The sequence below is a fragment of the Streptococcus sp. 1621 genome (assembly GCF_013276615.1).
Taxonomy (GTDB): domain Bacteria; phylum Bacillota; class Bacilli; order Lactobacillales; family Streptococcaceae; genus Streptococcus.
The window spans coordinates 1-9,188 of the sequence record NZ_VMLJ01000048.1 but is presented as its reverse complement, the minus strand read 5'-3'; the positions used below and the strand labels follow the sequence as shown (position 1 = coordinate 9,188).

Genomic DNA, 9,188 nt, shown 5'->3' with positions numbered 1-9,188 from the left:
CTGTTGCTGCTATCTTCACTTTCGCTTTATTTACTTTCGTAATTTCTGCTTGGATGTCTTGTGCTGTTGCATTTTGATTGTCTAACACTGTTTGCGCTGCTTCTGATGCTTCTTTTGCTTTTTGTTTTGCATCATTGTACGCTGATACTGACTCTGGTGTCTTACCTGTTGTATCTACAGCCTTATTACGCTCTGTATCTAATCCATTCTTAACTTCTCTTAATCCTGAATTGTCAACTGCCGTTACTTCATAAGGTACTCTAATTATCTCAGTACTTCTATCTGCATAGGTTACCACAACTTCAAGATTATAAATTCCTACAGTTGTTGGATATTTTGTTCCTTCTTTTAGTGCAGCTGATTGTTTATTAACTACATCTACCGCTGCAAGTAATTCTTCGTTTGTCGTTGATTCTCCAGGTTTTTTCGTGATTTTCGTCACTTCAAGGTCATGTGTAGGAATTGAGATAGACGTTGGTGTCTCTTGACTCTTAAGTTCTCCTTCTCCTTTAGTAGCTATTGCTGTTACTTGACGACTTCCGTCAACAGAGTTAGAGTTTAGGACTAAGTAATCTCCTTCTCTTGTTATTCCAGAGTTAGATGGTAGCGCCCAATTATTTTCTGAAGTAAGAGTATATTCTTCAATTCTATTTCCTTTTGGAATTGTTAACCTTACTTTATCCGCATCTGTCGGTAACTTAATGCGAGTTGTTCCGTTGTCCTTATTCTCATAAGTTAACTCTACAGGTTTTGGATTTGTTACTATAATTGTTACATCATACTCACCAGGTCTACTTGTATCCGATTGTTCTTTTTCTGTTACTTGAACTTTGTATATCTTTTTACCTACTGTATCGATAACCGGAGTTTGTTCCCATGTTGCCTCAAAATCACTTGGGAATTCTTTTTCTATATTTTTCTCAGTGTACTTAATACCTTTTTTGGCATCTTGTTTTAAAGTTTTTAATTCTGCACTTCCTTTTGGTTGCGTGATTGTTCTACCTTCGAAGTTTCTATGTTTTGCTACATAGATATTTTCTTTATCACTAACAGCATCAAAGACTGTCTGTGTTACTGACAATGGAACTGATGATGATCCTATAACTGATGTGTTATCAGTCTGGCGAAGATAACGATTTGCCGGTAAGTTATAGCTCCATTTTCCATTAACTGGTGTCACATCTTGACTTCCTCTTTCACCACGACCATCTTGGAAATGAATAGTTACCTTCGTTGCACTTAGAAGTGCTGTTCCACTAATTACACGATCTGTATCACTTAATTTGGCATCTACTCCTTGTCCTTCAGTTGAATTAAATGTAGGCTTCGTTGGTTTCGCCACTAATGAATGAGAAATATCAATAGTAGAACCATCCGGGAAGTTAGCGACAACTGTTCTATCTTTATTGTTGTCTCTTCCTGCTGTGTATGTCACATTTTCAGGAAGGTTAACATTTCCTTGATTTGCCACTCGAACTTTATTTGCAAAACGTGTTTTTGCTTCTTGTTTGAAATTATCACCTTCAAGATCATCATTACCAAAAATCGCTTTTTCTGCTTCTGTTGGATATTTTAGCGAATCTCTGTAGAAGTCTGCCATAGTTTTAACAACAATGTTCTTCTCAATAACATTAGACTCTTCACCTGCAGCATCAATTGTAGATAATACAAGTGTATAATTTCCAGCTGGTATTCTGTTGTTCACAGCAGATACTGATGTACCTGGCCTATTAGCAGACATATCTCTATCTCTAAATACACGAACTCGTAATTTTCCTACGTTTGAAGCAGCATAACCTACTGTTAAACCATTATCATCCTCAACGTCGCTTCCCTCAAAATATCCTTTAAGTTCATCAACAGTTGGTGCGGCAAATACATGATTATCCTTAAGTTTAGGTGTATCCGTTCCAACTTCTTTAGTTAGTTCGACTGTCGGTCTTGTATTTGTAGGAGTTTCTGAAAGAATCCAATTTAATTCAGCCTGACGATTGACATCAATTGGTTGATTAATCGCTCCTCCATTATATAAGTGTGCTCTGAATTTTACAGCCCCTCGCTCTGAACCGATTGTAAACGGTGAATTATATACACTATTATCTTTAACTTTTAGTGTAACTTTAGTCATAGCTTGATTATCTGGATCTACTTCTGCTGTTAATTCAAGTTTATTAGTCGTAGCTGTGTCTGTTGCTAAAGTCCAATTATCTCCCACTTTCTTCAAGCCGATGTCTACTCCACTATTGCTTACTGAACCTCCTATGCGGATATATCCACCAGTTGCATCATGTGGTATGTGTACAGTTATAGTACGACCAGCTTGAAGTGGAGTATCTACAGTAGCTCTACCCATTAGAACACCAACTCTAGTTGGTTCTGAATCTACACCATTTTTAACTTGTACAACACTAATTTTTCTATCACTGTATTTCGCATTAAATCTAGAGGCTGTTTGTGTAAGTAATTCAGTTGATGTTAATGTGTAATTCCAGCTACCATCTCTAGAAACATTAATTTCTTTCTCGTTACCATCTTGTAAAGTTAATTTTACTTTTTCGGCTCCTGCCATAGCTTGACCTGAAATAGTACGAGCAGTTGATAGAAGTCCAGAAACTGAAGAACGAGTTTCTAAATTATCAACACTCGGAGCTAGTGGACGTGAAATTACCGTTACATCAACTTCTTCTGTTGAATTGTCTTGATAAGTTAATGTAGTTTTAACCACCTTTTTAGTTCCAGCCGCAACAGCGGTTTGTTGTTCCTTAGCAACAACTGTTCGTTTATTATTAGCTTCCACACCTGCAGATAATTGTTCATTAGTTGGTGTTCCGTTAGCTGAAATAACAACATTCGTCGCTTTAGGAGCTACATGCTCTGGTATAGAGATTGTCTTCGTACGCTGTTGTGATTTCTCCTCTCCTGTTCCTCTAGTAGCGGATGTTGTAATAGGAGTGTCTCTATTTACTTTTCTATAATCAAATGTAACCTTACCATCCCTGAAGCTTACTCCATCTGGTAAGTTTCCTGCTGTCCAAGTATTACCTTGGCGCTTAGATACAGTTACTGTCGACATTACATTATTTTTATTTTTATAGCTTAATGTAACTTCTTCAGCGTTTGTTGGTAATGCAACTTCTACATCTCCGTTTTGATGTATAATAGCATCAGCTATTTCACTAGGTTGTTCAAACTTCGCTTTACTTTTTTCATTAGCAGTTGTTTTACTATCGTTTGATGCAATAACCGAAACAGTAGTACCATCCTCTACAGCACCTTTTGGAATAGAAATTTTTCGTGCATCAGAATAAGTATTTATTCCATTATGAGATGTCCATGTTCTACCGTTTTTCGTGTATTCTAATGTTGTTGACGTAGTTTGCCCTGTCGGTGTATAAGTTAAACTCATACGAGTCGCATCTTCCGGAACATGGATATCCACAGCCCCATCTGCTTGAGCAACATTTGTTAGACCATCTAATCTACTTAGAGCTTTTATTGTTGTTGAAGCACTGTAATCTGATGTTTTCGTTTTTTGTTTAACAGTCACTTCAGAACCTGCTAGTGCTGTATCTCGTTGAAGTTGAATTTCACCTAGACCATCAGTCTCATTTGTAATCGATACTGTAGCATCAGCATTCGCATTATCTTTATCCCAGTTTCCATTGTTTTTCGTAAATCCTACTGTTTTAGTAGCTCCATTTGCATTAACATAGGTAAGCGTCACTTTTGTAGCTCCATCTTGCCCTACTTTCGCTTTCACTACTAAATCTTCTGGACTTTGAGAGATACTTGGTTTCGATGGTGCCTGCGTCGTACTGTTTACACTCGTGCTATATCCCGAGTCTACATTATCAGGTGTGTATATCGTTTTTGCACGAATATTGTCAGAAAGTGGTAATGTACCATTTACCGTTACCGTAACATTATTTTTGACAGTTGTATAAGATTCATTATCACCTTTCGGTACATTTACTGAACCAATCTCAGTATCGCCATTGTATAATTTAACTGTTGTTCCTGGTGTAACGTTATTAACTGTTACTGTTTGATTTGTCTTATTCGCTTTTCCAGCTAGTGAGGCAACATCAACAGATGGTACTTTAGGTTTAGACACAAACGTAATCACATGGTCTTCAGAACGATTATCTCGAAAATCCTGGGTATTTTGAGAGTTTGGATAGAAAACTCGAATTGTATCCGTACGTTTTCCTAGATAATCTGCAGTTTGGCTACGTGTATCTCCTCCATATTCAGAATATCCATTCTCTCTGTTTGATTGCCAATAATATTTAACATTAGTGTTAAAGTTAGAAGTTAAATACTTCCCTGTTGCACTAGTAGAAGCTGAGAAGTTAGTTCCTACTGTTGTTTCATAAATACCGTTACCATTCACAGTTGCGTGATAGACTGGCGTATTGATTGTTACATTTTTAACTTCATCTCTAGGTTGACCGTTCTCATCTGTTACATGGTAGGTAACTTTTACTACTCCTGTTTTATCCAGACCTTCAACTGCTGTATTTGGTCGGCTTTCCCAAGCTACATCCGCTGCTGGCTTAGTAACATTTTGAGTACCATTTTTGAATTGAACATACGTTTCAGGATTGTTTCCCTCTTGCAACGCTTTATCTTTAACTTGTGGAAACTTAGTTTGCTTAGCTTCTACTTTTGGAAGAACCTCATAACGCAAGTAGTAAGTAGCTGTATTATTTGATGCATCTTTTACGGTAATTTGAGCTGTATGTTGTCCTACCTCTTGCGTATCTGCAACATTCCCACTAAATGTTGAATCACTATATTTACTATTTTCTTTGGCGTTTGTTTGACTTTGGAACTGATCTCCAAAATTCTGTTTAGTAATTCCAGCAGGGGTATCTGTTATATCCAACTCCTTGACACTACCTATATTATCCCAAACCTTAAGTTTCGGTGCAAATGCACTTCCTTGGACAACTTTGTATATTGGAGTTGTAGCAGTATTTTCAGTAGTCGGAAGAACATGATCACCTAAACTCACCTTCGGTGCCGTTTCATCTCCTTTTACGAATACCCTATTATTATCTGATTCTAGACTTTGTCCTTCTTCATATTGACTAGCTCCAACTGGATAGTTCTTTGCAGTCCTCCCGTATGGAATATGGATTGTCCCTGTTCCATCTGGATTATTCGAAATAGTTATATAGTCATAGTTTTGTGATTCTTTGACCCATGAATTTCCTACTTTAGTGAATGTTTCATTAGCACCAAAGACTCCCGGAGGGAAAAAAGTAATCTTCGCCTTATTAGCCCCACCTTGTCCAACTTTGGCAGTAACCTCTAAAGTATCTGGATCTTGACTTACTTCCGGCTTTATTTGGTGTTTTGTTATTGGGTCAGTTGCTTGTATACTATCGGTACTCAAGGTAGAAACTAAGTTTTCATCTATTTTTCCTGTTTTTTCATCTGTCAATGCAGTTATAAGTCGAAGTGGTTGAGTTCCTAATTTATCCACCCTAAATTTATCAGGTGTGAATACGGCTCTTTTATCTCCATCTCTTGGATTTGTTTCAGCGATAATTTCATAACCTTGTGCTTTAGAAGGATAATCATTACTATTGTTTCCACCTCTAACCAAAAAGACTCTCCATTTTTTACCATCTTGCACCTTACCATTACTAACACTCACACCTTTTGCATTTATAATGATAGGCGACTGGGTTGTTTTTAGATTCTCTTGAGCTTTCCCTTTCAAGTTTTCTGATGTTGTTTCAAAAGATGGGGCTGCTGGCGGATAGTTAATAACCGTGGTAAATGTTTTCGTTACACCACTATTAGAAGTTGCTTCAAATATAAGTCTATAAGAACCCTGAATATTTCCTGCCGGCACACGTACATTTATCCCTTTTCTTGTGGTACTAGATGCATTAGACGGTTGATTTTTAGTGAATCCAGGTAAGTTGTCTGGATTTTTCACGTCTACATTTTTAATTCCATCTGGAGACTCAGCTATAAAGGCGTGGAGTAACTCCGCATCTCTTGGGTTGTCTTTTACTAAACGTTCTCCTATTGGTTTTCTATCGATTCTATCACTGCCACTAAAGAAACCAGTAGTCCCTAGCCTTAGTCCATCTACTTTTTTATCAGAAGAAGGATCAGAATAAACTCCTTCAGTCATCCTATTTTGGCGATTTAACCAACTTCCTCCCACTTTTTGTTTCACATAGTAAGTCCCAGCTTGAAGATTGACTCTTGAAAACGTAACTTGATTTCCTTGACCGTTAGCTGCAACTGTACCTATAAGTGAATCAGCTTGATTATTTACACCTTTTCTATATAAGCTCACTACGCTATTTGGTTCGATATTTCTCACTGTAACATCATGTGTTTGCCCTAGTTTTGTTTCTATATCTGTTGTTATTTCAGGTTTTTTAGGTTTTGTTACAAAATGGATTTCTCCTTCATTAGAGGAACCATCATTATACGAAACTTTATACTTATAAGTGTGAACCCCTGCTCTAGATATAGCATCTAAAGTTACTTGTTCTTTAGTAAGTTCACTATCTCCTTTATACCATCTGATGGTTTGTCCATTATTCAATGCATCATTTTTAGCAGTCTCTTTATCTATCTTTTGATCACCTTCGTTATAATAGTCTCCATAAGACTGAGCATCTATATCGAAAGCATTGTCAGTACCTGCGTTACCACCGTTCGTTAAAACTCCTTTAACGTTTGGATCTAACGGCTTATCTTCATATCTTTCATAAGCATAAGCAGCGCTACCATTTTTCTCTTTAACTTTTATTCCTTCTCCTAGGTATCTAGACGTATAATATGCCGTATTTTGTTCAACTTCATAATAGCCATTACCTTGAAGACGATATATGTTTTTATCAGCAAATCCCTTCTCACTATCTGTTCTAACGTGCACTATACTTCCTAAATAAGTTTTTTCTCCATTTTTAATACCTTTTAATACAGATAAATAATCTAATTTATTTAAATCGTTATTACCTTGCGTTTTGAAAGTAATTGTATAACTCGTATTCCCTGCTATTCTACCGTAATAAGTTACTCCTCTAGAATCTTTAATTCTCTGTAGTTTCTGATTTCCTAACTCTCTTTCTGCTCTTGATTGTAATTCTGAGTTAGCTGGTACAGTTTCGCTATCCCCTCTACTGTGGAATGCATCTGGTTGTGTATTTCGGATTGCTAATCCGCTTCTATAAAACTCATCTACATTTCCTACTAAATAGTAATTAGGGCTTCCTGGAGTTCCTACTCCAGCAGCATTCGTATTCTCGGGAGTTCCCTTCACTACACTGTTTGCTCCAGCCGCACTCAATGATCCAGTAACCATATCTTGATTATTACCTCTACCCTGGGTTGAATTCGAAGTTGTTCCAGCGTTATCGGTTTTAGTTACTGTTACTGTATCTTGTTTAATATTTTGGCCGTTAGGCACCGTAAACATGAAGCTAATACCATCTAAATCATTTCTTCCAGGGTTAATCTCAATATTCCATCTAAAACCTTCTGTTGTTGGGGTTACTGTTTCTTTCAAATATCCTTGTAGTCTACTAATTCTATCTGGATTTCCAGAACCTCTGACAGCACGCTCATTAAAAAACGCATAAGTGTATCGGCTATATGGACTAGCGGGGTCTTGTCCTCTATCAAAGTAGTACCTATTTTTATTATTATATATTCCAACACTATCAACTGAGCGAGGTGTCCTGTTCGAACGCGGTTGGATGGTTGTTGGTTCTGTATCTGAAGATTGCTCATGTTCGATGTCATCTTCATCATCATCAAGTGAATAACCAGACTCATTCCTCTTAGAAACCCGTGGTTCAAGGGGATTTGAAACAACCGCTCCATTAGCCTCTTTTTCAGCAAGAACTCCTTCGATAAGTTCACGTGATTTTTTCAGATCTGCTAAGGCCGCATCAAAATCTGATTGACTGATAGTGTCTCCTTTAGAGAAGGCTTCATTGAACTTATCAACGGCTGCCTTGGCTGCTTGGATTTTATCTTCCGACGCATTGTTAGCTCGGAGTTGATTAGTGATAAACTCTAACTCTTTTTTTAGGTCATAAACACCATTTTTACCTTCTGTGTTGGTGTAGGTTGGGAGTGCCTGTGGAGTAGCTTGAGAGCTAGAGCTAGCTCCAGGAGTAGTTGCGTTCCCTCCAGCAGATGAAGCGTCTTGGGTTGCAGCTGGTGCTGTCGCGCTCAAGCCTCCTCCTCTACGACGCTTCCCTCCGGTTGGTTGCTCGGTCACAGCTCCGTCTGGAGTAGCGAGTCCGGTAGAAGTTATACCTGTAGATGTGAGGTCTGTAGATGCTAGACCTGCTTTTTCCAAGATTGTTGGATTTTCTAGGGCAGGCGTCAAGGCTTGGTTGACACGGCTGATTAGGGCTTCCATAGCCCTTGTTTGCTCGTCAACTTGCGCTTGTGTCGCTTTAGGGTCGCTCAAAACTGCATTAGCTGCTGCTAGACCCGCTTCCACTTCATCGTGGAGAGCCTTCATAGAGTCTAGGGTTAGGTTTGCCAACAAAGCTTGCAGATTCCCTTGAGTCGATTTGGCTGCCTCTGTATTAGCAACAGCAGCTGGCTGTTCTTGCTCTTTTTCTCCCTCTGCTTGAGGCTTCTCTTGAGCAGACTCTGGCTGGCTAGAGTTAGAGTCTACCTCAGCAGGCTTAGACACAGCTTTCCCTTGTTCAGCTTCTTCAGCCGGCGCCTCTTGTGCTTTTAGCTCATCAGCTGGTTTAAGTTCAGCTGGCTGGTCAGTCAGAGCTTGCTTGGAGTCTTCCTCATCCGAGGTTCCTGGAACCCCATCTGCATTGCCATCAGAACCTGCCGTAACGACATCACTTGCCGTAACTGGAGTAATTGTCTCACTCGCTGCCACAGCTCCGTTGGCAAAAAACATCAGAGCCGCTACCGCAACACTGGCAGCACCAAAGTGGTACTTACGAATGGAATAACGGAAGACCTTTTCCCCGTTATCATCACGATATGATTTTTTCATGATTGAATTACCTCTCGTTTTTTCCTTTCTGGAGGTACTAAAAAATACCCCCCCCTTAAATATTTTAGTATTTAAGGAAAGGATATGTTTTTTTCTTTTTGTTCCCAGGCTTGTCAAAAGACAAGTTTTGAGACAGTATTATTATATACTATTTTCGCAAATTTGAACAGCAAAA

Annotated in this window: 1 protein-coding gene; it reads right to left on the bottom strand. The window is 38.5% G+C overall.

All coding sequences use genetic code 11. The features are described from left to right. On the bottom strand, positions 1 to 9,013 hold a 9,013-nt coding region (locus tag HT697_RS09575), incomplete at its 3' end, for a YSIRK-type signal peptide-containing protein (protein WP_173263093.1). Between the last annotated feature and the right edge of the window lie 175 nt (positions 9,014 to 9,188).